This is a genomic window from Aquamicrobium sp. NLF2-7 (genome assembly GCF_022359935.1).
In the GTDB taxonomy this organism is placed as follows: Bacteria; Pseudomonadota; Alphaproteobacteria; order Rhizobiales; family Rhizobiaceae; genus Mesorhizobium; species Mesorhizobium lusatiense.
Genome location: NZ_JAKSED010000001.1, coordinates 2,220,122 through 2,245,861, shown reverse-complemented (window position 1 = coordinate 2,245,861; position 25,740 = coordinate 2,220,122). Strand labels below are relative to the sequence as shown.

The following is a 25,740-nucleotide window of genomic DNA, read 5'->3' as shown; positions in this document are numbered from 1 at the left end:
CCGGTGCTAAAATCCCAGCTGGTGACGAAGCTCTTCGGCCGAGTTCACAACGATCGCACCGGGAGGTCCCTCCATAGGCCGCTCGGGCCAGAAGATGGTGCGCATGCCGGCGGCAAGCCCGGCGGTAGCTCCCGTCCAGCTGTCTTCGACGGCGGCGGCCTCGGTGGGATCGACGCCAACGAGATAGGCCGCGCGCAGGAACGGTTCAGCGGCGGGCTTCGGATTGAGGACATCGTTGCGGCTGATGCTGCGCATGCCGGGATGAGAAAGGCCGACCGCTCTCAGATTGGCATCCACCACCAGCCGGTCGGAATTCGACACCACGGCCTGATGAATGCCCCTCACCCGCAAATCGCCATAAATCTCCAGCGCGCCGGGGCGCGGCACCAGATCGGCGACCATCGGCATATAGTGACCGTATTTGTGCAGGATCCACTCCTCGAAGGGAAGCGATAGCCCCTTTTCGATACGCAGCATCTCGTAGAGCGGCGCAGCAGCGAGGCCTATCGCGCGCTCCTGAAGGTCTGCAGGCGGCTCGATGTTCAGTTCGCGCAGGGCTGCTTCCAGTGCCGCGTGATGCAGAGGCTCACTGTCTACGAGCGTGCCGTCCATGTCCCAGAAAACGGCCTTTTGGCGCATCGAAACCTTCCCTCGTTGCATTCCCGCGGGGACAATTGGACAGATACGCGCCGATGGCAACCCCTGCGGCAGGCCTCTGGAACCGGCTGGATCAATCGACGGAAATGGCGAGCCTCTTGCCTTGCACCGCACGTGAAGGCAAAAAGCAGCATGATTCCGGGACATTTCTCCCGGAATGCTCGTGCGGCTTCCGGACCCGGTCCGACGCGCCGCGATCGGAAAGAACAACAATGACCGCCATCGAAGCGGATGCGCAGGCATCCGGAAAACTCTGGCGCGAGGAAATCAGGGCAACGCTGGCACTGGCCTGGCCGCTGGTATTGACCAATCTCGCGCAGACGGCGATGACCGCCACCGACGTCATGATCCTCGGCCGGGTGGGGCCTTCCACCCTTGCCGCAAGCGCGCTCGGCGCCAACCTCTATTTTGCGCCGCTGATATTCGGCCTCGGCCTGATGCTGGCGACAGTGCCGATGATGGCGCGCGAGGTCGGGCGGCGGCGCAATTCGGTGCGCGACCTGCGCCGCACCGTGCGGCAGGGTCTGTGGGTGGCCGTGCTCGTTGCACTGCCGATCTGGGCGCTGTTGTGGAACGGCGAACACATTCTGCTGGCCATGGGCCAGGAACCTGCGCTCGCTGCCGATGCGGGGCACTATCTGCGCACCCTGCAATGGGGGCTTCTGCCCTTCTTCTTCTATGTGGTGCTGCGCTCCTTCATCGCCTCGCTGGAGCGGCCGGGCTGGGCCACGGTGGTCGCCTTCATCGGCGTCATCATCAATCTCGTCGGCAATCTGGTGCTGGTGTTCGGCCATCTGGGCTTTCCGGAAATGGGCATCGTCGGCTCGGGTCTGGCCACCAGCATCGCCAATTTCTCCATGTTCATCGGCATGATCCTGGTGGTGACGCTGGACCGCAGGTTCAGGCGCTACCGCCTGTTCGGACGCTTCTGGCGCGCCGATTGGCAGCGCCTGCGCCAGCTTCTGTGGCTCGGCCTGCCGATCGCGGCCATGATGGCCTTCGAGACGACCCTGTTCAACGCCGCCGCCCTGATGATGGGCCTGATCGGAGCCTCTTCGCTCGCGGCCTATGCGGTGGTGATCCAGCTCTGCTCGGTCTCCTTCATGATCCCGCTCGGCATCAATCAGGCCGCAACCGTGCGCGTCGGCATCGCCTACGGCTCCCACAACCCGGAAGCGATCGCCCGCGCTGGGTGGACCTCCTATGCCATGGGCGTCGGCTTCATGGCGCTCTCCGCGCTGGTGATGATGACGCTGCCGCGCCTTTTGCTCAGCGCCTTCATCGATGTCGACAGCCCGGCCAATGCCGAGGTGGTGATGCTGGCCACCGGCTTCCTCGCCGTGGCCGCCCTGTTCCAGATCGTCGACGGCGCACAGGCGGTTTCCGCCGGCATGCTGCGCGGGCTGCAGGACACCACCATCCCGATGATCTATGCCGCGCTCGGCTACTGGGGCATCGGCCTGCCGCTCGGCGTGGCGCTGGCATTCCATTTCGGCTTCGATGGCGTGGGCGTCTGGATCGGCCTGTGTGCGGGTCTGGCCGTCGTTGCCGTGCTGCTTCTGGCGCGCTGGCTGCGGCGCCGGCACCTGCCGGCCTTCCGCGCCATGCCCTGAGGCGGAGGACCCTGAGGCGAAATTTCGCGCTGCACGCGCGATGCGTGCAGCGCGCCCTGAAAATAGGTGCTATAGCAATTCCAGCAAAAGTGCGAAGCGGTTTTGCGTTCGGGATTGCGTGAAAACAAAAGGTTAGAGCGTTATTTTCTCCGAATCGCAGAAGCCCTCCAGGAGACGCGGCGCGGCATCTTTTCATCCGGAAGCGAAGGCAAAGCTTCAAGCACATGACCAAAACCGATATAGCGCGGCGCGTCTACAATCATACGTGGAAGCTCGATCCGATCATCCGCAGCCTGCTCGACACGGATTTCTACAAGCTGCTGATGCTGCAGATGATCTGGGGCATGTACCCAAAGGTGGACGCCACCTTCACGCTGATCAACCGCACCACCTCGGTTCGCCTCGCCGACGAGATCGACGAAGGGGCGCTGCGCGAGCAGCTCGACCATGCCCGCTCGCTGCGTTTTTCCAAGAAGGAGATGATCTGGCTGGGCGGCAACACCTTCTATGGCCGCAAGCAGATCTTCGAGCCGGAATTCCTTGCCTGGCTGGAGAATTTCCAGCTTCCCGACTACCATGTCGAAAAGCGCGACGGCCAGTATGAGCTGACTTTCGCGGGCCCGTGGATGTACACGACGCTGTGGGAAATCCCGGTGCTTGCCATCATCAACGAGTTGCGCTCGCGTGCGGCGCTGCGCGAATATGGTCCCTTCGCGCTCGACGTGCTCTATGCCCGCGCCAAGGCCAAGATGTGGGCCAAGACGGAACTGCTCAAGCAGCTTCCCGACATCAACATTTCCGATTTCGGCACCCGCCGCCGCCACTCCTTCCTGTGGCAGCGCTGGTGCGTGGAGGCGCTGAAGGAGGGCATCGGCAAATCCTTCACCGGCACCTCCAACGTCAAGCTCGCCATGGACACGGACCTGGAGGCTGTCGGCACCAACGCGCACGAACTGCCCATGGTGCTGGCCGCGCTCGCCGGCAACGAGGCGGAACTGCGGGAGGCTCCCTACCGGGTCCTGAAGGACTGGCAGCGCTACTATGGCGGCAATCTGCTGATCGTGCTGCCCGATGCCTTCGGCACGGCAGCCTTCCTGCACGACGCACCGGACTGGGTGGCCGACTGGACGGGCTTCCGCCCTGACAGCGCCCCCCCCATCGAAGGCGGCGAGCGCATCATTTCGTGGTGGCGGGACAAGGGCAAGGACCCGCGCCAGAAGATGCTGATCTTCTCGGACGGACTGGAAGCTCAAACCATCGTCGACACCTACCGGCATTTCCACGGCAAGGTGCGCATGGCCTTCGGCTGGGGCACCAACCTGACCAATGATTTCGAAGGCTGCGCGCCGGTTCCCACCACCCGGCTAAACCCGATTTCGCTGGTGTGCAAGGTCACGGAGGCCAATGGCAGGCCGGCCGTGAAACTCTCGGACAATCCCGCCAAGGCGACGGGCGACGTGGACGAGATCAACCGCTATCTGCGCATCTTCGGCAATGAGGAGCGGGTCGAGCAACTGGTCAAGGTCTGAAGTCCGCCGATGAACGCATCGGCCCGCCGGATCGCAAAAATCGCCGCCCTGCCCGCGCTGCTGGGGGCATTCATGCCGGGCGAAGCGCTGGCGCACGCATCGGAGCGCGGCCATGTGCTGCTCTTGCCGACAGGCTACTATTCCATCGGCGGCGCATTGGCGGTGGCGGCTTCCTTCCTCGTTCTGGCGCTGGTGCCGCCCCGGCTGCTGACCGGCATCTGGTCGAAAGAGCTGGTCCTGTTCCCGCTTCGCGATGAGGCGAAGATCGTGACCAGCCTGCTGTCCTTCCTTTTTTTCGCGATCCTTGTCGCCGCCGGCTTCTGGGGCAGCCGGGATCCGCTCTCCAACCCGCTGCCGCTGACCATATGGACGCTGCTGTGGGTGGCCATGGCGCTGGTGCAGGGTCTGCTCGGCGACGCATGGGCATGGCTCAACCCATGGTACGGACCGTGCAGGCTCGTGGCGCGTTTCAGGCGCAACGACGCCGTTCTCGCTTTGCCGCAACGCCTCGGCATGTGGCCGGCGGTCGTGCTTCTTCTTGCCTTTGCATGGTTCGAACTGGTCTATCCCGCCCCGGACGATCCCGAACGTCTGGCGCGCGCGGCCGGCCTCTACTGGCTGGCGACCTTTATCGCCATGCTGGTCTTCGGCCATGACCAATGGAGCCGGCGCGGCGAATTCCTGACCGTCTTTTTCCGGGTGCTGTCGCACTTCGCGCTTCTCGGACGTGACAAGCAGGGACGCCTGACCCTGAGATGGCCGGGCGCGCGGCTGCTGGAGACCGGGCCCTTGCCGAAAAGCGGCGTCGCCTTCGTGCTTCTGGCGCTGTCCAGCGTATCCTTCGATGGGCTCACGCACACCTTCTTCTGGATGGGCATTCTTGGCGTCAACCCGCTCGATTTTCCCGGCCGCACGGCCGTGATGGCGCCAAATACGATCGGCCTGCTGGCAAGCTTCGCCGTGCTCGGAGCGGTGTTCATGCTGGCGGTCCGGCTGGGCGATGCGCTCGCCGGCCACACAGGCAGGGACGACAGCGCCGGCCTTCTGGTCTGGTCTATCGTGCCGATCGCGCTCGCCTATCATCTGGCGCACTACCTCGCCGCGCTGATGGTCGACAGCCAGTATGCGCTGGTGGCCCTCTCCGATCCGTTCGCGCTGGGGTGGAACCTTTTCGGCACCGCCGACCTGCATGTCGAGGCCGCCATCACCTCCGGCGCGGGCGCGGCGTGGGTTTTGTGGAACATACAGGCCGGCGCCATCGTGGCCGGACATGTTCTGGCGGTGCTCGTCGCCCATGCTCTGGCCTGCCGCCTCTACGGCGATGCCCGGCGCGCGACCTTCAGCCAGCTGCCCCTCACCCTGCTGATGATCGGCTATACCGTGTTCGGCCTGTGGCTGCTGGCGACGCCTTCGGCAGGCTAGCTGCACCGGAACTGGCCTGCACGCTCCTTACGCAACGTAAACACGGTCTTGCATCAGCGTGCCTTTGATGATTTAGCTTGCGCGCCTAAAATTCCGTCCGAAGCAGCGAGCATGCCCCCACACGGCTCGCTATTTAGCCCCACGCAAGAACAGGAATTTCTCCATGACCGATCGGAAGACCTTTTCCGCTACCGGAACGGCTCCGCTTACCCGCCGCACAGCCCTGAAGGGCCTTGCCGCGGCAGGCGGACTGATAACGGCCCCCGGTTTCGTGCGCTATGCGCAGGCCCAGAGCTCGGCTCCGATCCGCATCGGTTTCCAGTGCCATCGCACCGGCATCGGCGCCTCCTATGGCCGCTGGTACGAGCGCACCACCGCCGCCGCCGTGAAGCTGATCAACGAGGCCGGCGGCATCAACGGCCGCCCGGTCGAGATCGTCATCGAGGATGATGGCACCGACGCCGGCCGCGGCGCCGAAGTGGTGGCCAAGCTCGCCAACCAGCATAAGGTCGACATCGTCTACGGCACCCTGTTCTCGCATGTGGTGATCGGCTCGGCACCCACCGCCGAGGAGCTGAAGATCCCCTATTACGTGGTCAGCGAGGGCTACCATGTGGCATCCGGCCAGCTGAACCGCTGGTGCCTGCAGCCCGGCATCACCGACGTGCGCGCGCAGGTTACGTCCGTCGCGCCATGGATCGCGGCGAACGCCGGCAAGAAAGTGACGATGATCTATCCCGATTACGCTTTCGGCTACGATCACCGCGACTACCTGCCGCCGGCCCTGCAACAGGCCGGAGCCGAAGTCGTGGCGAAGATCGCCATTCCGCCGACGGAAACCTCCTTCACCAAGTACTTCCCGCAGATCCCGTCCAGCACCGATGTGCTCTATCACGTCATGGTCGGTCCGGCTGTGCTCACCTTCGTCAAGGAACTGGGCGAGTTCTACGGAGCCAACGGCCCGCAGCTGTTCGGCTTCATCGATTCGCTGGAAGCCGTCGACCTCAACAGCCCCGGTCTCGACTATCTGGACGGCAGCCATTTCTGGGAAGGCTTCGCGCGTTATGCGCAGCCCACCGACACCGACGCCCAGAAGGCCTACCGCGCCGCCGTCGGCATCGATGACAACGGCGCCTCCGTCAACGATCCGCGCGACGTGTCGACCGCCGGCCACATGTTCGGTTGCTGGGAGACGCTCTACGTCATCAAGCAGGCGATGGAAGCCTGCAATTATCAGGGGCCGGAAGACCGGGCAAAGCTGGTCGAGGCGACCGAGGCGATCACCACCCTGCCGGAAGGCCCCGAGCACCCGCAGGGCGACAAGGTGTTCGACGGCAGGATCCATCAGGTCTTCGGCCATCAGTACATCTCGAAGATGGAAGGCGGCCGCCTCAACGTGGTTCACAAGACCTCCATCGAGGACAGCCGCTACGAACCGGAGGCGGACTACACGACGCAGCCGCTGTGATGCGCACATGCGGTGCGGGCAGGTAGCAGAGCATGGCTTTCGGACCTCACCTGCTGCTGGCGGTTCTTGAAGGGCTGGTCACCTCGGCAGTTCTGGCGCTGACGGCGCTCGGGCTGTCGCTGGTGTTCGGTGTCATGCGCGTCGTCAACGTCGCGCATGGCGAGTTCTTCATGCTGGGCGCGGTGCTGGCATGGGCCGTGGCCACGACGGTCGGCGCAAGCCCCGCATCCGGCTTTGCCGCGGCACTGGTCATCGCGCCGCTGATCGTGGGCGTGGTGGCTCTGCTGGCGGAGCGGCTGGTGCTGCGCCGGGTGAACTACGATCCCGAAGCCACCATCGTCGCCACCATCGGCCTGCTCTACATCCTCCAGCAGCTCGCCCTCACCTTCTACGGCGCCGACGCACGGCCGGTGCCGCCGCCGTTCAACCTGCGCATCTCGCTGCCATGGTTCGGCTATTCGGCCTACAAGCTGTCGATCATCGCGACGTCGGCCACCCTGCTCCTGCTGTCATGGCTGGTGCTGACGCGCACGCGCGCCGGCCTGATCATGCGCGCCACCCAGTACGACCGCGAGACGGCGCAGGCCTTCGGCATTCCGGTCGGGCGCGTCTATGCCGCCGTGTTCGCCATCGGCGCCATGCTTGCCGCCATTGCCGCCGTGCTGATCGTTCCGATCAGCCAGGCGCATTACCTGATGGGGCAGGACCCGCTGCTTCTGTCCTTCGCCGTGGTCATCATCGGCGGGCTGGGTTCGCTCCGCGGCACCGTGGTCGCGGCGCTGCTCATCGGCATCTCAGACGGCGTGATCTCCATGTTCTTCTCGCCGACGCTCGCCAAGCTGATCGCCACGCTGGCGGTCGCGATGGTGCTCGTGTTCCGCCCGCAGGGCCTGTTCGGCAAGGTGGCGCGGTGAAGGCGGGCGCAAGACTCTACGCCCTGCATGGCGCGGTGATCGCGGTGCTTCTGGCCCTGAACTTCCTGCTGCCTGCCTATCACCACGGGCTGATGGCGCGCATCCTCGTGCTCGCCACCTTCGCCATGGGCTACAACCTCACCTTCGGCTATGGCGGGCTGCTCTCGCTCGGCCACGCCATGTTCTTCGCCGCCGGCCTGTACGGCGCGGGGCTCTCCATCCAGCATCTGGGCTTCGGCGTGCCCGAGGCGTTCCTTGCCGCGCTTGCCTGCGGCGCCCTGCTCGCACTTGTTGTCGGCGTGCTGGCGCTGCGCACCACCGGTGTCGCCTTCATGATCGTGACGCTGATGTTCTCGCAGGCCGTCCATCTCGCCATCATCTATTTCTCCGCCTTCACCGGCGGCGATCAGGGTTTGATGCTGAGGCCGCAGCAGCGCCGCGTGGAAACGGTGCTAGGCACGCTCAATCTCACCGATCCGAACACCCGCTACCTTGTGGCGCTCGCTTTGTTCACGGTCGTGCTGTTCCTCATGCTCGCCCTCGTGCGCTCTGGTTTCGGCCGCGTCCTCGTCGCCATCCGTGAAAACGAGGAGCGCACGCGCATGCTGGGTTACGACACCTTTTCCGGCAGGCTGGCCGCGCTGGTGGTTTCGGGCACGGTGTGCGCCGCGGCCGGGGCCGCCTACGGCATTCTGTTCGGCTATGTCGGCGCGAACTTCGCTTCGGTGCAATATTCCATCCTGCCGCTGTTGTGGGTGCTGCTGGGTGGGGCCGCAACGACGCTCGGACCGCTGTTCGGCACCGTCTTCATGTATTACGTGGTCGACATCGCCAGCGGCTACACCTCCGCCTACATGCTGGTGGTGGGCGTCGTCCTCATCCTGCTGGTGCTGTTCTTCCGCAAGGGACTTTTGGGCACGGTGCGCGAGCGCTGGCTGAGGTGGTTGCCATGAGCCCCCTTCCGGAAATGAGCCCGCTTCTGGAAACACGGGCGCTGTCGCGCGATTTCGGCGGCTTACGCGCTGTCGACCGCGTCGATTTCTCCGTCGATCCGGGAGAGATCCGCGCCATCATCGGCCCCAATGGCGCGGGCAAGACAACCTTCGTCAGCCTCGTCTGCGGCCGTCTCGCGCCCTCCTCCGGCACCATCATCTTCGACGGGGCGGACATAACCGCCCTGCCCGCGCACCGGCGCGTGCGGCTCGGCATCGCCTACACGTTCCAGATCACCAGCGTCTATGCCCAGCTCAGCGTCTTCGACAACGTCGCGCTTGCCGTACAGCGCACGCTGGCGGATGGCCGCTCTCAGGACCCCTCTCGGGGCCGGCTGCGGACCGGGGTGACGGAAGCGCTGGAGCGGGTCGGGCTGGCGGACCGCGCGTCCCTGCCCGCCGGCCAGCTCGCCTACGGCCACCAGCGCCTGCTGGAAGTGGCGATGGGGCTGGCGCTCAAACCCCGCCTGATGATCCTCGATGAGCCGACGCAGGGGCTCGGCGACGGCGAGATCGAAAACTTCGTCGCGCTGGCGCGCGAGATCGCCGCGAATGCCACCGTGCTGCTCATCGAGCACAATATGGACGTCGTCATGCAGCTTGCCGATCGCATCACCGTGCTGGAGGCAGGCAGGGTGCTGGCCGAAGGCACGCCCGATGCCATCCGCGCCAACGAGGCCGTGCAGCGCGCCTATCTGGGAGGCGGCGCATGAGCGCGCTTCTGACCGTCTCCGGGCTCGACTGCTTCTATGGCGAGGTGCAGGTGCTGCACGGGCTGGAGCTTGCGCTGCACAAGGGCGAGGTGCTGTGCCTGATGGGGCGCAACGGCGCCGGCAAGACGACCACGCTGAAAGCCATCATGGGACTGTTGCGGCCCCGCTCCGGCTCCATCGTCATGAACGGCCCCGAAAACGGCCCCACGGGCAGCATCGAGCTGACGGAGCTTGCCGCGCATGAGGTGCCGAAGCGCGGCATCGGCTACGTGCCGCAGGGAAGGCGGCTGTTCGCCGAAATGACGGTGCGGGAAAATCTGGAGATCGGCCTCAACACGCGCAGAAAGGGCACCGACACGCTGGAAAGCGTGCTCGATCTCTTTCCGTTGCTGCGCGAGCGGCTGAAGCAGCAGTCCGGCACGCTTTCCGGCGGCGAGCAGCAGATGCTGGCCATGGCGCGCGCGCTTTGCCTCGAACCCGAAATCCTGTTGCTGGACGAGCCGACCGAGGGGCTGATGCCGTCGATGATCCAGAAGATCCGCGAGACGGTTCTGGCGCTGCGGCACCGCGGCGTGTCGACCATACTGGTCGAGCAGCGGGCCGAGGCCGTGCTTGCACTGGCCGACCGCGTGACCTTCGTCGAAAACGGTCACAGCCGCGAGACGGTGGCGATCGCGGAGCTGAACGCCGACCCTTCGGCGCTCAGGCGCTATGTGGGGATCGGCTGACGTGCCCGGTCGCGCCTTCAGCGCGGAACGGCTTCCCCTTCGGCATCCTCTTCGACGAACTGCTTTTGCCCGGCATCATATGCATAGCAGGTCGCCAGCGCTGAACAGACGTCCTGATAGCGCGCGCAATATTGCGCGACGACACACAGAAGGTTGCCTCTGGCCGTCATCCTTGCCGGCGGTTTGTCCTGAATGCCGCTGAACAGAAGCTGCGTCCTCTCCCCGTCATCGCGCCATGAGACCATGATTTCCGTCTCGAAATGATCGTAGCCGACACTGGCGTAACCGATGCTGTAGTCGATGGCCCCCACCGGGGCGAACTCCATCGTTCCCGAGCTCGTATCCGGCCATGTCCGGCTTTCCTGCGCGAACGACATCGTTGCCGAAACGGCAAGAACACCGGCCAGAACTGCCGCGACCGGCGATGACCGGCGCAGTTTCACCTTTCTTCCGGAAATGCCCCTACCCAAAGAAGATGAAGCTCGACAGGACGAAGATGGGCAGCAGCACCACGCCTGACCACATCATGTAGCCGAAGAAGCCCGGCATGCGGACACCCTGGTTGCGGGCGATGGCATAGACCATGAAGTTCGGCGCATTGCCGATATAGGTGTTTGCGCCCATGAACACCGCGCCGGCCGAGATCGCCGCCAGCGTGGTGGCGAAGGTGGTCATCAGCTCCTGCGGATTGCCGCCGGCCAGCTCGAAGAACACCAGATAGGTCGGCGCATTGTCGAGGAAGGACGACAGTATGCCGGTCATCCAGAAATAGGCCATGTCGTTGGGCTGGCCCGAAGCCGTCGTCACCAGCGCGACAAGCGGGGCGAGCGCTCCGTCCATGCCGGCGCGCAGGATCGCCACCACCGGCACGATGCAGATGAAGATCGCCGCGAACAGCTTCGCCACCTCGAGGATCGGCTCCCAGTTGAAGCCGTTGGCGGAGCGGTATTTTTTTGGCGACACGACCAGCGAAATCAACGCCAGCGCCACAATGATGGCGTCGCGCACGAGGTTCTGCAGCTCGACATGCACGCCCTGAACGGTGAACTCGACGCCCGGCTTCCACGCCGCCGACATGAGGATGGCGCCGATGACGCCGGCCAGCAGCGGAATATTGACGAGGCCGAGGATGCGCACTTTCGAATCCGGCGTCGGGTCCCTGATCTCCGGCGCACCCTGCTCGCGCCGGTAGAGGATGGTGTCGAGCACGAAGAAGATGGCGAGCACCAGACCGCCGACGAACAGCGTGTCGGGCAACAGATGCACGGTCGTCCAGAAGAAATCGACGCCGCGCAGGAAGCCGACGAACAGCGGCGGGTCGCCCAGCGGCGTCAGCGAGCCGCCGATGTTGGAAACGAGAAAGATGAAGAACACCACGACATGGGCGTTGAAGGACCGGTTGTCGTTCGCACGGATGATCGGCCGGATCAGGATCATTGAAGCGCCGGTGGTGCCGATCACCGAGGCGAGGATGGAGCCGACCAGAAGCAGGCCGGAGTTGAACAGCGGCGTGCCGTGGATGTTGCCGGAAATCAGGATACCGCCCGAAATGGTGAACAGCGCAAACAGGAGTATAATGAACGACATGTACTCCAGCAGCATGGCATGCAGCACCGCCTCGCCTGCCGCTGCAACGCCATAGGAAGCCGCCAGCGGTACGATCACCAGGGCGGCCCAGACGGCAGCGATCTTGCCATAGTGATGCTCCCAGAAATGGTGGAACAGCAGCGGCCCGGTGGCGATGCACAGGAGCAGGCCGGCGAAGGGCAGCGCCCACCACAGCGACATCTGCGCGCCCGGCAGCGCTTCCGCCGCAAGGGCGGGAGTGGCGGAAAGTCCCGCCAGCACGAGGACGGTCATTCGCACTGCAGCAGCGTTCACCCGGTTCTCCTTGTTCGGTGTCGGATCTGTCGGATTTCAAGCGTCAGAGCAGGGTGACGCCGGCGTCGCGCATCCTGCCGGTCATGGCGTCGAGCGAGCCATTGAGATCGATGCCACGGCATGCGGCGAGCCGCACCGTGGCGGAAAAGCCGAGCTTGACCGCATCCAGCGCCGAATAGGCGACGCAGAAATCCGTGGCGAGGCCGGCGAGCGTGATCGAGCCGATGCCCCGTTCGCGCAGATAGCCGGCAAGGCCGGTCGGCGTGGTGTGGTCGTTCTCGAAGAAGGCCGAATAGCTGTCGATGGCCGGGCGGAAACCCTTGCGGATGACAAGCTCGGCCTTTGCCCAGGCAAGGCCGGTATGGAATTCCGCGCCGCGGCTGCCCTGGATGCAGTGATCGGGCCACAGCGTCTGCTCGCCATACGGCATGGTGACGCTCTGGTAGGGCTGATGCCCCGGATGGCTGGAGGCGAAGCTGGAATGCCCGGCCGGGTGCCAGTCCTGCGTCATGATGACGTGATCGGCGCCGCGAATGAGATCGTTGACCAGCGGCACGATCTCGTCCCCGCCGGCAACCGCCAGCGCTCCACCCGGGCAGAAATCGTTCTGCAGATCGATGACGACAAGCGCTTCGTCAGCCATGGTGCCTCCTGAAACGACGGAATTCGCGAGAGCCGTAACATGACCACATGGCCACGCCCGTCAACCGAAATCGGACCTGCGGCGGTCAATTCCGGTAGAGCAGACCCTCGGTGTCGATCTCAGGCGAACGCCCGGCAACCAGATCCGCCAGCAGCCGGCCGGAGCCCGCGGCAAGTGTCCAGCCGAGATGACCGTGTCCAGTATCGAGGTAGAGGTTGCGGTAGCGCGCCCGACCCAAAACCGGAACGGATTTCGGCATCATCGGGCGCAGACCCGCCCACAGTTCGGCTTTCGCTTCATCGAAGGCACCGGGGAACAGCTCGTGCGCGGTGCGGAACATGGGCGCGAAATCCTGCTTCCGGAACGTCCGGTCGAAGCCGGTGAATTCGGCCGTGCAGGATAGCCGCAGCCGGTTGCCGAGGCGCGAATAGGCAACGTAGCGGTCCTCGTCCGCGCCGCCCATGGTCGGGCCCTTGCCCTCGTCCTCCAGCGGAATGGTCGCCGCATAGCCCTTGACCGGATAGATCGGCAGGTCGAGCCCGTGACGGCGGCCGAGCAACCCGCTTTCCGGCCCCATGGCAAGAACCACGCTGTCGGCGGTGAACGGCCCGGCATCGGTGCGCACCGCCCTCACCGCATCACCCTCAGTATCGAGCCCTTCGACCGTGGTGTTGAAGCGGAAATCGACGCCGAGTTTCTCAGTCGCATAGGTTGCCAGCCGCGTCGCGAACAGACGCGAATCGCCGGTCTGGTCGGTGGGGGAATAGACGGCGCCGACAAAATGATGCCGCGCCCCGGCAAGGCCCGGATCGATCCCGGCCATCCGCTCCGGATCGACGACCTCGATCGGCAGGCCGTGATCGGCGAGGAACCCATAGTTTCGCGCCGCCGCGTCGAGGCTTTCGCGGCTGCGCGACAGATAGAGGATGCCCTTGCGCCGGTCGTCATAGGTGATGCCGGTTTCGTCCGAGAGGGCATTGATGCTGTCGCGCGAGTAGAGGGCGAGCCGCAGCTTCGGCAGGGTGTTGGCGCGTTTGCGGGCCTGCGTGCACTGGCGCAGGAAACGCAGCCCCCAGGCGAAAAGATAAGGATCGCGGCCAAGCCGCACCCGGATGCCGAGATCGTGGTTGAATATGCCGCGCACGAAGGTCTTCAGCGCTTCCGGCGAAGCCCACGCGGTGGCGTCGCCCGGCGAGACCAGCCCGCCATTGGCGTAGCTGGTGCCGGAGGCCGGCCCGGCATGGCGCTCGATCACCGTCACCTCATGGCCGTCTCTGGCGAGATAATATGCCGCCGCCGTACCGACCGCGCCCGCCCCCAGAACCAGTATCCTCATGCCCGCACCTCTTTGGCCGCGCCCGTCACCGCAGGCGTGGCATTTTGACCGAACGGCTTGCGTGGACGCCAAAGGCCGCCGGCATTATGATCGCATCAACCTGAGCAGTCCGCTTTCCTTGAAATTGCGACACTGCCTTCCTCATTGTCATGCGCAATTCCGTACGGAAAGCCGTTTCGTTCGTTTCCCGGAATTGCTCCAACGGGACCCGAAAATGAACTATCAAAGGTTCTTCGAAGACGCCATCGACCAGTTGCATGCCGAGCGCCGCTACCGCGTGTTCGCCGATCTGGAACGCATGGTCGGCAAGTTTCCGCGCGCCCTGTGGCGCACCGGCTCCGACACGCGCGAGATCACGGTCTGGTGCTCGAACGATTATCTGGGCATGGGCCAGCATCCGGCCGTGGTCAGCGCCTTCCAGGACGCTGCCGGCCGCATGGGCTCGGGCGCCGGCGGCACCCGCAACATTTCCGGCACCAGCAATCCGCTGGTCGAGCTGGAACGGGAACTGGCCGACCTGCACGGCAAGGAAGCCGGGCTCGTCTTCACCTCCGGTTTCGTCTCCAACGAGGCGGCGATCTCCACCATCGCGCGGCTTCTGCCCAACTGCCTGATCCTGTCGGACGAGCTCAACCACGCCTCGATGATCGAGGGCGTGCGCCGCTCGGGCGCCGAAAAGCGCATCTTCCGCCATAACGACGTCGGCCATCTGGAAAGCCTGCTTCAGGCGGCCGGGCGCGAGCGCGCCAAGCTGATCGTGTTCGAAAGCGTCTATTCCATGGACGGTGATATCGCGCCGATCCGGGAGATCGCCGACCTCGCCGACAAGTACAACGCCATGACCTATATCGACGAGGTCCATGCGGTGGGCATGTACGGCCCGCGCGGCGGCGGCATCACAGAGCGCGAGGGACTGGCCGACCGCATCGACATCATCGAGGGCACGCTCGCCAAGGCGTTCGGCACGCTGGGCGGCTACATCACCGGCACCAGCGCGGTGATCGACGCCGTGCGCTCCTATGCGCCGGGCTTCATCTTCACCACCGCCCTGCCGCCGGCACTGGCGGCGGCCGCGACCGCCTCGATCCGCCATCTCAAATCCTCGCAGGAAGAGCGCGACGCCCAGCAGCGGCAGGCGGCGCGCGCCAAGCAGATCCTCGGCGATGCCGGCCTGCCGGTGATGCCGTCCGTGACCCATATCGTGCCGGTACTGGTGGGCGACCCGGAGCTGTGCAAGATGGCGAGCGACCGGCTGCTCGGCGTCCACGGCATCTACATCCAGCCGATCAACTACCCGACCGTGCCGCGCGGCACCGAGCGCCTGCGCATCACGCCGACGCCGTTCCATTCCGATGAGCTGATCCTTCAGCTGCGCGACGCGCTGGTGGAAACCTGGAATGCGCTGGGCATTCCCTATGGCACGGCCCGGAGCCCGCAGGTCAGCACCAGCGAACGCATCGTGCCGCTTCTGGTGCCCCAGTCCGGCGGTTGAAGGTCCGGCGGTTGAAGGTCTGGCGGCTGAACGTCGGGCCGTCGGGCGTCAACCGCCTTTCCAGCCGAAGCTGGCCGGGTTAAGAACGCGGGTCAGTTCGGAGGATCAGGATGACTGCAAAGCTTGTTCTCGTCGGCTGCGGCCATATGGGCCGCGCCATGTTGTCGGGCTGGATCAGTTCCGGCCGGATCGCGCCAGCTGAAGTCGTGGTGGTCGAGCCGAACGAAGAGCTGCGCAACAAGGCCACGGAACTGGGCTGCGCCACCGTGTCCGGCGCTGAAGCCTTGCCGGCAAACATCACCCCCGGGATCGTGGTAATCGCGGTCAAGCCGCAGGCGATCCGCGATGTTCTGGCCGGCTATGCGCGCTTCGGCAATGGTGCGACCACCTTCGTCAGCATCGCCGCCGGCACCAGCGTCGCCACCTTCGAGAGCATCCTCGGCGAAAAGACCCCCGTCATCCGCTGCATGCCCAACCTGCCGGCCGCCATCGGCAAGGGCATGATGGTGGTGTTCGCCAACGGCCTTGTCAGTGACAAGGCACGCGATTTCGTGGCCGGCCTGCTGGCCGCCAGCGGCGAGGTTGCCACGGTCGACGACGAGAAGCTGATGGATGCGGTGACAGCCGTTTCCGGCTCGGGTCCCGGCTATGTGTTCCACTTCATCGAAGCGCTGACCGCCGCGGCCAGAACCGCCGGCCTGCCGGCGGAAACGGCGGCACGGCTTGCTGTGCAGACCGTCTATGGCGCGGCGACCATGGCTGCGACGAGCAGCGAGGAGCCTGGTGTGCTTCGCCAGCAGGTGACGAGCCACAAGGGCACGACCGCCGCCGGGCTCGATGTGCTGATGGGCGACGAAGCCCTCACCCGCCTGATGACTGAAACTGTCGATGCCGCGCGCAGGCGTTCCATCGAGCTTGGAAGCTGATCGGAGCATCGGATCGAAAACCAGAATCCGGTTTTCGTTTATTCCGATGCTCTCGCAATAATTCAGATCGTCCTTTGCGCATCCGGATGGACGCACTGCGATCTAAAGCAGCCCGGCCTGCTCTGCCTCTTCGCGCAGGTTCTGGCGTGGGCGTGGGCCGACCTGCTGAATGACGAGCCCGGCGGCGAGCGATCCCAGCCTGCCGCTGTCTTCCAGAGACCGCCCCTGCGTGTAGCCGAACAGGAAGCCGGCGGCATAAAGATCACCGGCGCCGGTGGTGTCCACCAGTTCGCGGATCGCAATGGCATCGATCTTTACGGTTTCGTCGCCACGCACGATCACCGAACCCTGTTCGGAACGGGTGACGGCGGCGAGCCTGCAATCCCTGCGCAGGGCCTCCAGCGCGGTGTCGAAGGAGGAGGTCTGGTAAAGCGCCTTGATCTCATGGTCGTTGGCCAGAACGATGTCGACCGTGCCGCCGCGCATCAGCTCCAGAAACTCGTCGCGGTAGCGGTCGACGCAGAAGCTGTCGGAGAGCGTCATCGCCACTTCCCGCCCGGCTTCATGGGCAATCCGCGCCGCCTCGCGCATCGCTTCCTTGGCGCGCGGCGGGTCCCACAGATAGCCTTCGAAATAGACGACTTTCGAACCAGAGAGCTTTTCAGGCTCGATATCCTCCGGCCCGAACTCCACGCAGGCGCCGAGATAGGTGTTCATCGAACGCTCGCCATCGGGCGTCACGAAGATCATGCAGCGCGCCGTGGGCGGCGTGCCGGCAAGCGGCGCGGTGTCGAAGGCCACGCCAAGCGCGTGGATGTCATGCGCATAGATGCCGCCGAGATGATCGTCGGCCACCTTGCCGGAGAAGGCCGCCCTGCCGCCGAAGCTGGCAATGCCCGCCGCCGTGTTGCCGGCCGATCCGCCGGAGGCTTCCACCGCCGGCCCCATGCGTGCATAGAGCTGTTCGGCGCGTTCGGCATCGATGAGGTTCATCGCGCCCTTGATGATGCCGTTCTCGGTGAGGAAGTTCTCGTCGCTCTGGGCAATGATATCGACAATGGCATTGCCGATGCACAACACGTCATAGTCCGGCATGCAGTCCTCTCCGATGCGGGCAGATTTGTCTTCAGGCAGCCAAAGGGCTGGCCGGTGGTAGATCATCAGGATGGGTTTGCATAGCGGGTGGGGCGATCAATCGAGCGGCTGGAACATTTCCTGCAGACGGTCGAAGTCCATGGCCTCGCGGACGAAGGCGAAGGTGCCGCTTTCCAGAATTTCTCTTGCCGCCCTTTCCACAGCGCCGAAAGCGCAGGTGGTGAGCTTCGAGCCGAGCGAAATGCGTTTTGCGCCGGCATCGGCGAGAGCGGCAACGGTGAAGGCGGGATTTGCCAGCACGTTGACCGGCTTCTCCAGAGCGGCGCACAGCGTGCGCACCTGGCCGATGTCGGCGAGCCCCGGCGCGTAGAGAACATCGGCTCCCGCCTTCCCGAAAGCCTGAAGGCGCCTGATCGTATCGTCGAGATCGGGAACGCCGTGCAGGAAATTCTCGGCGCGGGCGGTGAACACGAAATCGCTTTTGAGTGCGCGCGCTGCTTCCACCGCGGCCGCCACACGCTCGACCGCATGGGAGAACTCATAGATCGGCCTGTCTTCGTCGCCGGAAAAGTCCTCCAGCGAACAGCCCGCAAGCCCCGCCGCTGCCGCCGCAAACACCGTTTCAGCGGCACTTTCGGGGCTGTTGCCCTTGCCCTTCTCCAGATCCGCCGAGACCGGCAGGTCCGTCGCCCCGACAATCTCCCGGCAGTGGGCAATCATGGCCTCGAAGCTGACGCCGCCATCCGGCAGGCCCCGCGAGAAGGCGAAGCCCGCGCTGGTCGTTGCCAGCGCCCGGAAGCCCAGCGATTGCAGAAGCGTTGCCGTCCCCACATCCCACGGATTGGGGATTACGAAGGTTGAAGCGTGCAGTTCGCGAAAAACCGCGCCCTTGTCGGAGGTATTTTCCATAGCAACGCTCGCCCGGACATGATCGGTTCAAATCGATCCTAACGGGTGAAAAACGGCACTGCAAATCAGAATTGCACTTCCTGCAACGAACGTTCTGATGCCGGCATTTCGAGCCACCGGCCTTCACCATTTAGCCGAACTCACCCAGGCTCCGGAACAGGCGGGATGCGTGTCCCCCGTTTTATGGCGAGACAAAACATATATTATATTCAGATGCTTAATCCTGATTTCATTTCGAGAAAATCCGGATTTTCCGCAACGGCAATATCCGGTTGACATCGGGGTGGCCTTGTGACCTGATTGCATCATATGAAATGTTTTTTCTTAAAATGAATCAAGAATGGAAAAACAACTTCATCCGACACATAGCGGTTCTTCGATTCATTACCCGTGGTTTGTCGAAGGGGAGGAATGAATTACGGATCGGAAGCGGACATCCGGAACCTGCCTGAAAAGGCCGTCGCACACCTTCGCGCGCAGCCCCTTTGAAAGCAGGTGAAACGGGAGCGTTCCCTTAAGGGAACCTCCGTCTGAGATCCGCCCACGGTCACATCTGCATGGCGCGTATTGCCCTGGCTGTCCAATGCCGGGATCGTATTGTTGCGACACCGGCAAGGTCGTGTTCGCGTCAGAACACGCAGACAACCAATCCGATCGGGCCGATGCATGGGAATGCCGGACTTCGCAGCTGCCAGGCGCGCTCGCAACCACGTTGGAGCGCGGGGGGCTTTTTTGCTTCGAAAACCGGTGCGGGGGCTGTGACCGGCAGCCCGGCAGACGTGTTTCTGGAGTCCCGGACCGCAGGCGCGGGAGCGCCGAACTCCAGCAGAGCAGGCAGGTAGGAACAGAAGAAAACGACCACGTACAAGTCAGGAGGAGGAGGACACTCGATGACTTTTACCGATCCACAGCATGCCATCTTCATCGCGATGGCCGGACCCATGGCGACCGCCGGATACCCGGCTCACACCAGCCCGTCGATGCGACGCCCGGACGTGAGGGAGGACGCAAGATGAGCCCGAGCGGAGGAGCCACCGACGTCCTTGAATACGAGCAGGGCAATCTTCAGACCGGCACGAACTGGTGGGGTGCCTTTGTCATCGGTCTTGCCGGAACCATCCTTGTAACCGGTGCTGCGCCGGCCTTCCTGACCGTATTCGGCGCATCCTACATTCCCTTCATCACCTTCTTCACGCTGACCGGCGTTCTGCTGTGCCTTCTGTTGGCGGAACTGTCGGCGATGATGCCGGGCCGCACCGGCGGGTCTCCATCCTATGCCTATCCGGCCTACAGGAACCGCTGGCCGCGGCTGGCGCCACATGTCAACGGCGTCACTGCCTGGATGTACTGGGTGGGATGGATGCCTGTAGCACCGCTCAACATGATCCTTGCCTCGTTCTACATCACCCACCTGTTCGGGCTGGACGCGACGCAGGGGATCACGCCGATCAGCACCTTCATTCCGTACTGGACGCTGGGCATCACGGCCGTCGGGCTGATCATCCTGTCGATTCCCGCCTATCTCGGCATCCGCTTCGGCACTTCGATGGCAACTATACTGGCGGTTCTGTCGATGATCCCGCTCACCTTCCTGTCGATCGGCTTCATCTTCAACCTTGATGCCGCCAACTGGAGCGAGCTTGCCGGTTTCCCGCATCTCGACGGATCGAGCTTCTTCGATCCCGTCGGCGGGTATCCGGCATGGATCATGTACATCGCCTATGCCTTCCCTCTGTTGTGGACCGTGATCGCCTATGAGGCGGCAGCCTGCTACATCGGCGAGTGCAGGAACCCCGGCCGCGATGCCCGCATCGCCATGACGCTCGAGGGCGGATACGGCGTGTTCGTCTACACGATGCTGCCGGTTTCGTTCGTCGTCGTGCTGGGCGCACAGGCCATCTCGGACCCTGCCCTTGTCGATCCGAAGACGATGTTCGTCACCTTCGCCAGCAACATCTTCCCCGGCGTGGCCGGAGCGGTGATGGAATGGCTGATGGCGATCATGCTGATCATCGCTCTGGTGCTGTCGGCCCTGAACTCGCTGATGGGCTGTTCACGCTCGCTCTATCAGATGTCGCTGGACGGGCAGTTTCCGCGCTTCTACCAGCATCTGAACAGGTACCACGTGCCGGACCGCGCCATGATGACCAATGTCGGCGCCAGCCTGCTTATCGCCTTCATGGGCGGGGCGATCGAGATCTATTCCTTCTCCAACGTCGGATATCTCGGTTCGTTCGTGCCGGTCCTGATCGCCTATTATCTGCTGCGCAAGGACCGTCCCAACGTGCATCGTCCGTTCCGGCTTCCGGAGTATTTCAAATACATCGCTCTGGCGCTGGCAGCGCTGTATTTCTTCGTGTGGCTGTGTGGAGGTGTCATCTACTCCTACATCGGCGGGCAGGCGATCTACTACTTCCTCGGCATAGCGGCGACGTTCATGTACCTGCCGCTCTACTGGTACCGGAAATGGGAAGACGCCCGAAACGGCTACTCAGCCGCAGAAATGGCCACCTCGGGAAGCTGAGGAGCGCAGCGCATGATCCGCACCCTTTTCAGGCGCTCGCCACAGGCGTGCGATCCGCAGGTCGCACAGCGGGTGCTGATTGCCTCGGAAGGGCGGCGGTTCAGCGCGGATGTCATCGAAACGGCCGTCCGCATGCTTCGGGATGGGGGCGGCCAGGCGCGGGTTCTGACCATTGCGCGCCTGTGGGGCACCAGCTTCGGCCTGCCCAATCCGGGCCTGCGCCCCAGCAAAAGCGAGATGGCCGAGCAGCAGGACAATGTCCACTGGGCCATCGGCGAGCTCGAGAAAGCGGGTGTGGATGCCGATGGCCACATCGTCACCACCCGCAATCCCGGCAAGAGCATCCTGAACGAGGCAAGGCGACAGAACTGCCGGGCCATCATCATGGGCACGGACCCGAAAAGGCCTTGGCTCATCCGCAGCATGATGTGGAGCCAGGAACCGTATCGCGTTTTGGCGCGGGCGCATATCCCCGTGCATCTGATCGGCCCGTCAGGGCCGATCTGAGGCTTTTTCTACAAAGCTCGCTCCGGCAATCGAACCCGGATGGCTCAGGCTGTTCCGGTGGAGCCAAACCCGCCGGAGCCGCGCGATGTATAGCTGGCCAGCGTGCGCTCCTCGGTGCGCACCTGCGTGACGGGTGCGAAGATGATCTGGGCGATGCGCATGCCGCGGCTGACGGAGAAATCCTCATCGCCGAGATTGACCAGCAGCACCTGCACCTCGCCGCGATAGTCGCTGTCGATGGTGCCGGGCGTGTTCAGGCAGGTGATGCCGTGCTTCAGCGCCAGGCCAGAGCGCGGGCGGACCTGACCTTCCATGCCCTCGGGGATTTCCATGATCAGGCCGGTCGGCACCAGCGCCCGCTTGCCGGGCAGGATAAGGATGGACCGATCCTCGGGGATCGCCGCGCGCAGATCCATGCCGGCCGCGCCCCTGCTTTCATAGGCGGGCAACGGCAGATCGGCGGCATGCGGCAGGCGCACGAAGCCAACGGTGGGGCCAATCACGGAAGCGGGCTGGGAGGAGGACATGGCGCAAATCCTATCGAGACTGATCGGGCAGGGCAGGGGTGCCGCCTCAACGGCGATACGCCCCGGCGGTTCCGCTTACAGCAGGCCTTGCGAATAGACCAGTGCCGCATATGCAGTCTACCCGAACCATTTATGTTCGACAGCCTTCTCCGTTATTGCTAGAAGCCCGCCACCAGACGGGATTCCTGACATGGCAGAGACAATTCAAGAGGCGGTGAAGCGCCGTCGGACCTTCGCGATCATCGCGCACCCGGACGCGGGCAAGACGACGCTGACGGAAAAGCTGCTGCTCTTCGGCGGCGCCATCCAGCTTGCCGGCGAAGTCAAGGCCAAGAAGGACAAGATCCAGACCCGCTCCGACTGGATGAAGATCGAACGCGAGCGCGGCATTTCGGTCGTCACCTCGGTGATGACCTTCGAATATGGCGACAACGTCTTCAACCTGCTCGACACGCCGGGCCACGAGGACTTCGCCGACGATACTTACAGAACCCTGTCGGCCGTCGATGCGGCGGTGATGGTCATCGACGCGGCGCGCGGTATCGAGCCACGGACGCTAAAACTGTTCGAGGTCTGCCGCCTGCGCGACATTCCCATCATCACCTTCGTCAACAAGATGGACCGCGAGGCCCGCGACACGTTCGAGATTCTCGACGAGATCGAGGAGAAGCTGGCCCTCGACACAGCACCCGTGACCTGGCCGATCGGGCAGGGCAAGACTTTTGCGGGCACTTATCATCTGGCGGAAAACGCGGTGCGCCGCGGCGATGCGGAAACCGAGCGCACGGCCGTGCATGGCCCGGATTCCAACCGCGCCGCCGGCCTGTTGCCGGAGAACGACCGCGCCACCTTCATCGAGGAAACGGAACTCGCGCGCGAAGCCTGCCGTCCCTTCGATCGCGACGCTTTCCTTGAAGGCCACCTCACGCCCGTCTATTTCGGCTCGGCGCTGCGCAATTTCGGCGTGCGCGACCTGATCGAGGCGCTCGGCGCCTTCGGCCCTCCGCCGCGCGCACAGGAAGCCGACACCCGCACGGTTGAGGCCACCGAAGACAAGATGACCTCATTCGTCTTCAAGATTCAGGCCAATATGGACCCGAACCACCGCGACCGCATCGCTTTCGTGCGCGTGTGCTCGGGCGTGCTTCAGCGCGGCATGAAGGCCAAGCTGGTGCGCACCGGCAAGCCGATGTCGCTGTCGGCGCCGCAGTTCTTCTTCGCGCGATCGCGCATCACCGCCGACGAGGCCTATGCCGGCGACGTGGTGGGCATTCCCAACCACGGCACGCTGCGCATCGGCGACACGCTGACCGAGGGCGAGGACATATTGTTCCGCGGCGTGCCGAACTTCGCGCCGGAAATCCTGCGCCGCGTGCGCCTTGGCGACGCCATGAAGGCGAAGAAGCTGAAAGATGCGCTTCACCAGATGGCGGAAGAGGGCGTCGTGCAGCTTTTTTCGCCGGAAGACGGCTCGCCGGCAATCGTCGGCGTGGTCGGCGCACTGCAGCTCGACGTGCTGAAGGAGCGGCTCAACATCGAATACGGCCTGCCGGTCGATTTCGAGATTTCGCGCTTTTCGGTCTGCCGCTGGATCGACGCCGATGAAAAGGCAGAGCTGAACCGCTTCGTCGAGGCGCATCGCGGCGACATCGCCCGCGACCTAGATGACGATCCGGTGTTCCTCGCCCAGCACGAGTTTTCGCTCAATTATGAGGCCGAACGCTGGAAGGCGATCCGCTTCACGGTGGTGAAGGACTATCAGATCCGCGACGCCTGATTTCCCGACCGCCAGCCGGGCGGCTGTTTACCGGCGGCGCGCCAGAACCTCGCGGATGCGGGCGGTGATGGCGCGCAGTTCCGCCTCGTCCATGCGGGCAATGTTTTCCGCCAGCAGGTTGGCGAGCTCGGTGGCGGCCGGTGACAGGCCGGAGGTGTCGACCTTCACACGCGGATGCGAAGCCTGCGCGATGCGCTGGAACTCCTCCGCTTCATCCCAGATGATGTTGAAATAGCCGATGATCTTCTGGATCAGGGTCCAGCTCGCCGCGCCGCGCCGCCCATGCTCCAGCGCCGACAGATAGGCGGGGCTGACCCCGATGGCCGCCGCCATCTCCTTCTGGCTGGCGCCGCGCTCCTGCCGCAGCTCGCGGATTTTTTCGCCCAGCGGCGTCATCTGCCCTTACCTTGTCCTGCGCAGGCGCACATAGATCGCACCCGAGCCACCATGATGACGCGCCGCATGCTCATGGCTCGACACGAACATGCGAAAGGCCGGCGTTGCCAGCCATGCCGGAACAGAACGGCGCAGCACGCCGTCGCCGCCGGACGATGACCCCTTGCCGGTGATGACCAGAACATAGCGCAGCCCTCCCGCATGGGCGCGGTGGAGGAAGGAGAACAGCAGCGAGTAGGCCTCGTCCTGCGTCATGCCATGAAGATCGACGCGCGCCTCGATCGGCAGACGCCCCCTGGCGAGCTTGTCGAGGGTGGGACGGTCGAGGCTGCGCGGTGCCGCAGGGAGGCTGGCCTTGGCCTGCGGCTGAGAAATGGGACCGGAAGGTGAGGGCACGGGAGGTGCAATCGCCGCCGGTTCCGCCACATCCATGGGCGGCGGCGCCCGGCCTTTCAGCGGCACGGCCGAGCGCGCCACCAGGCTCCACAGAACCCGGTCCTCGTCGCTCAATGTCTTTTGCGGCCGTCGCGTCATCGATTCGCATCCGTAATGGATGAGAAATGATCTGCAAGCGGCCGCGGCACAAGAGCATAAAAATCGGCCTGATGGCGCACGACCCCGGCTATCTCGCCCGCCGCATGTCCGGAACCTGTGAAAAGATCGCCTCGCGCCGGTCCGACGATGGCCGATCCGGTATCCTGCGCGATCATCAGCCGCCGGAACGGCTTTCCGTCGAAAACGGTCAGTTTCGGTGCATCGATGAAGAATGGGGTCCCGAACGTATGCAGCAGGCGGTCCACCGCGACAGAACGGCCGGGCGTCAGCGGCACCTTGGCCGCAGCGACGGGGCCGAGCTCCGGGTCGTCCACCGAAGCCTCACGGAAGAAGATATAGGAGCGGTTTTGCCACAATATCTCGTCCACCCGGCCGGGATTGCGGCGGAACCACCCACGGATCGACTGCATGGTGACTTCGGAAAGCGGAATTTCGCCGAGATCGGCCAGCACACGGCCCGCACCGGTGAAGCGCTGGCCGGATTTGGCCGCATAGGTGACGCGGACAGTGCGCCCATCCGTCATGGCAAGCCGCGCCGCGCCCTGCACATGGATGAAGAAGGCATCGACCTTGTCCTCCAGCCAGGCGATCTCGAGCCCGCGCCCCGCCAGCGCGCCCTGCTCGATTGCCGCACGGTCATGATATTCGACCGGCCCGGCCCCGGTGTCGCGCGCAAAGGCCAGATAGGTGTCCATGCCGGGCGGGCGATTGGCGTCATCGATGTCGATCAGGTCGGGCGGACGCGACAGCAGCGGCACGGTGAAGCGTCCGGTCCTGATCGGCGATGCTTCGACCTGCGGCTCATAGAAGCCGGTGACGAATCCGCGATCGCCCCCATGCCCACCGGGGTCAGGCTGCACATGAAAGGGCACGAAATGGCGCTCGAAAAAGGCGCGCGCCGCGCTGGGGCCTTCCGGTGAAAACGTGCGCGCTTCCCCGTAGGCGTCGGCGAAAGCCTCGAAGCGGATGCCGAGCGATCCGTTGCGGTAGGGCCGTGTCAGAACATGGTGGGCTGAACGGCGGAAAGCGTCGAAAGCGGCCAGATGATCGTCGGTTTGCCAGCCGGGGATTGTCCCGAAACCGGCGGGGCAGAACGAAGAGGCTTTCCTGTCGGCCACCGGACGAAATCGTCCAGC

24 protein-coding genes are annotated in these 25,740 nt (G+C 64.4%); 13 read left to right on the top strand and 11 right to left on the bottom strand.

All coding sequences use genetic code 11. The features are described 5' to 3' along the window. Positions 1-6 precede the first annotated feature (6 nt). On the bottom strand, positions 7-639 hold the full coding sequence (locus tag MIC97_RS11140; RefSeq protein WP_239800066.1) for an HAD family phosphatase: 633 nt from the start codon (positions 637-639) through the stop codon (positions 7-9). A gap of 230 nt (positions 640-869) precedes the next feature. On the opposite strand from MIC97_RS11140, the gene MIC97_RS11135 reads away from it, so the two are divergent. The 8 genes from MIC97_RS11135 (at position 870) to MIC97_RS11100 (ending at position 10,036) form a co-directional block, all read left to right on the top strand. Then, the gene (locus MIC97_RS11135; protein ID WP_239800065.1) at positions 870-2,270 is read left to right on the top strand and encodes an MATE family efflux transporter; all 1,401 of its coding nucleotides are present in this window, start codon (positions 870-872) and stop codon (positions 2,268-2,270) included. 224 nt (positions 2,271-2,494) lie between these two features. Continuing rightward, positions 2,495-3,799, top strand: a complete 1,305-nt coding sequence (pncB, locus tag MIC97_RS11130; RefSeq protein ID WP_239800064.1) for a nicotinate phosphoribosyltransferase — start codon at positions 2,495-2,497, stop codon at positions 3,797-3,799. Positions 3,800-3,808: 9 nt separating this feature from the next. After that, on the top strand, positions 3,809-5,221 hold the full coding sequence (locus MIC97_RS11125; RefSeq protein ID WP_239800063.1) for a hypothetical protein: 1,413 nt from the start codon (positions 3,809-3,811) through the stop codon (positions 5,219-5,221). Positions 5,222-5,384: 163 nt separating this feature from the next. Next, positions 5,385-6,689 (top strand): ABC transporter substrate-binding protein, encoded by a 1,305-nt coding sequence (locus MIC97_RS11120; RefSeq protein ID WP_239800062.1) that lies wholly within the window; start codon positions 5,385-5,387, stop codon positions 6,687-6,689. Between the two features lie 32 nt (positions 6,690-6,721). Then, entirely contained in the window at positions 6,722-7,603 is an 882-nt protein-coding gene (locus MIC97_RS11115) for a branched-chain amino acid ABC transporter permease (protein ID WP_239800061.1), read from the top strand. Continuing rightward, entirely contained in the window at positions 7,600-8,556 is a 957-nt protein-coding gene (locus MIC97_RS11110) for a branched-chain amino acid ABC transporter permease (protein ID WP_239800060.1), read from the top strand. The genes MIC97_RS11115 and MIC97_RS11110 overlap by 4 nt, the downstream gene beginning before the upstream one ends. Positions 8,557-8,570: 14 nt before the next feature. Next, positions 8,571-9,308, top strand: a complete 738-nt coding sequence (locus MIC97_RS11105; RefSeq protein WP_239801107.1) for an ABC transporter ATP-binding protein — start codon at positions 8,571-8,573, stop codon at positions 9,306-9,308. Further along, positions 9,305-10,036 carry an ABC transporter ATP-binding protein gene (locus tag MIC97_RS11100; RefSeq protein WP_239800059.1) on the top strand — a complete coding sequence of 244 codons (732 nt, stop codon included), beginning with the start codon at positions 9,305-9,307 and terminating at the stop codon, positions 10,034-10,036. Before MIC97_RS11105 ends, MIC97_RS11100 begins: the two co-directional genes overlap by 4 nt. Before the next feature lie 17 nt (positions 10,037-10,053). Here MIC97_RS11100 and MIC97_RS11095 read toward each other — a convergent pair whose 3' ends face one another. The 4 genes from MIC97_RS11095 to MIC97_RS11080 all read right to left on the bottom strand — a co-directional run bounded on the left by MIC97_RS11095 (position 10,054) and on the right by MIC97_RS11080 (position 13,896). Beyond that, on the bottom strand, positions 10,054-10,479 hold the full coding sequence (locus MIC97_RS11095; protein ID WP_239800058.1) for a hypothetical protein: 426 nt from the start codon (positions 10,477-10,479) through the stop codon (positions 10,054-10,056). A gap of 19 nt (positions 10,480-10,498) precedes the next feature. Next, positions 10,499-11,896, bottom strand: coding sequence for a sodium:proton antiporter (locus MIC97_RS11090; protein WP_239801106.1), 1,398 nt, complete (start codon positions 11,894-11,896; stop codon positions 10,499-10,501). A gap of 64 nt (positions 11,897-11,960) precedes the next feature. After that, positions 11,961-12,560, bottom strand: a complete 600-nt coding sequence (pncA, locus tag MIC97_RS11085) for a bifunctional nicotinamidase/pyrazinamidase (RefSeq protein ID WP_239800057.1) — start codon at positions 12,558-12,560, stop codon at positions 11,961-11,963. Between the two features lie 85 nt (positions 12,561-12,645). After that, positions 12,646-13,896 (bottom strand): D-amino acid dehydrogenase, encoded by a 1,251-nt coding sequence (locus MIC97_RS11080; protein WP_239800056.1) that lies wholly within the window; start codon positions 13,894-13,896, stop codon positions 12,646-12,648. Between the two features lie 214 nt (positions 13,897-14,110). Here MIC97_RS11080 and hemA point away from each other — a divergent pair, with 214 nt between their 5' ends. Next, the gene (gene hemA, locus MIC97_RS11075) at positions 14,111-15,388 is read left to right on the top strand and encodes a 5-aminolevulinate synthase (protein ID WP_239800055.1); all 1,278 of its coding nucleotides are present in this window, start codon (positions 14,111-14,113) and stop codon (positions 15,386-15,388) included. A 110-nt stretch (positions 15,389-15,498) separates the two neighbouring features. Then, entirely contained in the window at positions 15,499-16,314 is an 816-nt protein-coding gene (gene proC, locus MIC97_RS11070; RefSeq protein WP_239800054.1) for a pyrroline-5-carboxylate reductase, read from the top strand. A 102-nt stretch (positions 16,315-16,416) separates the two neighbouring features. On the opposite strand, the gene MIC97_RS11065 is transcribed toward proC, so the two are convergent. Continuing rightward, on the bottom strand, positions 16,417-17,409 hold the full coding sequence (locus tag MIC97_RS11065; RefSeq protein ID WP_239800053.1) for an adenosine kinase: 993 nt from the start codon (positions 17,407-17,409) through the stop codon (positions 16,417-16,419). 96 nt (positions 17,410-17,505) lie between these two features. Next, entirely contained in the window at positions 17,506-18,318 is an 813-nt protein-coding gene (locus MIC97_RS11060) for an isocitrate lyase/phosphoenolpyruvate mutase family protein (protein ID WP_239800052.1), read from the bottom strand. A 1,012-nt stretch (positions 18,319-19,330) separates the two neighbouring features. On the opposite strand from MIC97_RS11060, the gene MIC97_RS11055 reads away from it, so the two are divergent. Next, entirely contained in the window at positions 19,331-20,842 is a 1,512-nt protein-coding gene (locus MIC97_RS11055; RefSeq protein ID WP_239800051.1) for an APC family permease, read from the top strand. A 12-nt stretch (positions 20,843-20,854) separates the two neighbouring features. Next, positions 20,855-21,349: a universal stress protein gene (locus MIC97_RS11050; protein WP_239800050.1), complete on the top strand. Its 495-nt coding sequence runs from the start codon at positions 20,855-20,857 to the stop codon at positions 21,347-21,349. A 44-nt stretch (positions 21,350-21,393) separates the two neighbouring features. Here the strand turns inward: MIC97_RS11050 and dut are convergent, their stop codons facing one another. Beyond that, a complete protein-coding gene (dut, locus tag MIC97_RS11045) occupies positions 21,394-21,876 on the bottom strand; it encodes a dUTP diphosphatase (RefSeq protein WP_239800049.1) in 483 nt (160 codons plus the stop codon). Positions 21,877-22,066: 190 nt separating this feature from the next. On the opposite strand from dut, the gene MIC97_RS11040 reads away from it, so the two are divergent. Beyond that, on the top strand, positions 22,067-23,653 hold the full coding sequence (locus MIC97_RS11040; RefSeq protein ID WP_239800048.1) for a peptide chain release factor 3: 1,587 nt from the start codon (positions 22,067-22,069) through the stop codon (positions 23,651-23,653). A 27-nt stretch (positions 23,654-23,680) separates the two neighbouring features. On the opposite strand, the gene MIC97_RS11035 is transcribed toward MIC97_RS11040, so the two are convergent. Genes MIC97_RS11035 through MIC97_RS11025 form a run of 3 tightly spaced genes read right to left on the bottom strand, consistent with a single transcriptional unit; the run spans position 23,681 to position 25,722 of the window. Next, positions 23,681-24,049 carry a helix-turn-helix transcriptional regulator gene (locus MIC97_RS11035; protein WP_239800047.1) on the bottom strand — a complete coding sequence of 123 codons (369 nt, stop codon included), beginning with the start codon at positions 24,047-24,049 and terminating at the stop codon, positions 23,681-23,683. A 6-nt stretch (positions 24,050-24,055) separates the two neighbouring features. Then, positions 24,056-24,583 (bottom strand): Smr/MutS family protein, encoded by a 528-nt coding sequence (locus MIC97_RS11030; protein WP_239800046.1) that lies wholly within the window; start codon positions 24,581-24,583, stop codon positions 24,056-24,058. Beyond that, complete coding sequence (locus MIC97_RS11025) at positions 24,580-25,722, bottom strand: murein transglycosylase A (protein ID WP_239800045.1); 1,143 nt, start codon at positions 25,720-25,722, stop codon at positions 24,580-24,582. The genes MIC97_RS11030 and MIC97_RS11025 overlap by 4 nt, the downstream gene beginning before the upstream one ends. Positions 25,723-25,740: the final 18 nt, after the last annotated feature.